Source organism: Pauljensenia sp. UMB3104, from assembly GCF_030217285.1.
Taxonomy (GTDB): domain Bacteria; phylum Actinomycetota; class Actinomycetes; order Actinomycetales; family Actinomycetaceae; genus Pauljensenia.
This window is the reverse complement of sequence record NZ_JASONN010000277.1, coordinates 1-278: the sequence shown is the minus strand read 5'-3', so window position 1 is coordinate 278 and position 278 is coordinate 1. Positions and strand designations below refer to the sequence as shown.

Here is a 278-nt window from a genome sequence, read left to right as displayed (position 1 = left end):
GAAGCTCAACCGGATCCTGCGTGATGCTCGCGTGCAGTTCCATCAGTCGGGCCGGTGGTTCCTGTACGCGAAGTACGCCGAGCAGGGATACACCCAGTCCAAGACCCACGAATACGGCGAAGGCCAGACCCGCACCCACATGTACTGGACCCAGAAGGGACGTCTGTTCATCTACGACCTGCTCAAGAACCAGCTCGGCATTCTCCCGGTGATTGAGCGTGAAAGTCAGGTGCAAGCATGACTGTCGCGACTCTTGATATTGGGTTTTCGAAGAAGAA

General features: G+C 56.5%; 1 protein-coding gene. It reads left to right on the top strand.

Annotated features, from left to right (window positions below):
- Positions 1 to 241, top strand: a 241-nt coding sequence (locus QP415_RS11695; RefSeq protein WP_285100190.1) for a phage antirepressor KilAC domain-containing protein, incomplete at its 5' end; no start/stop codon positions are given.
- Positions 242 to 278: the final 37 nt, after the last annotated feature.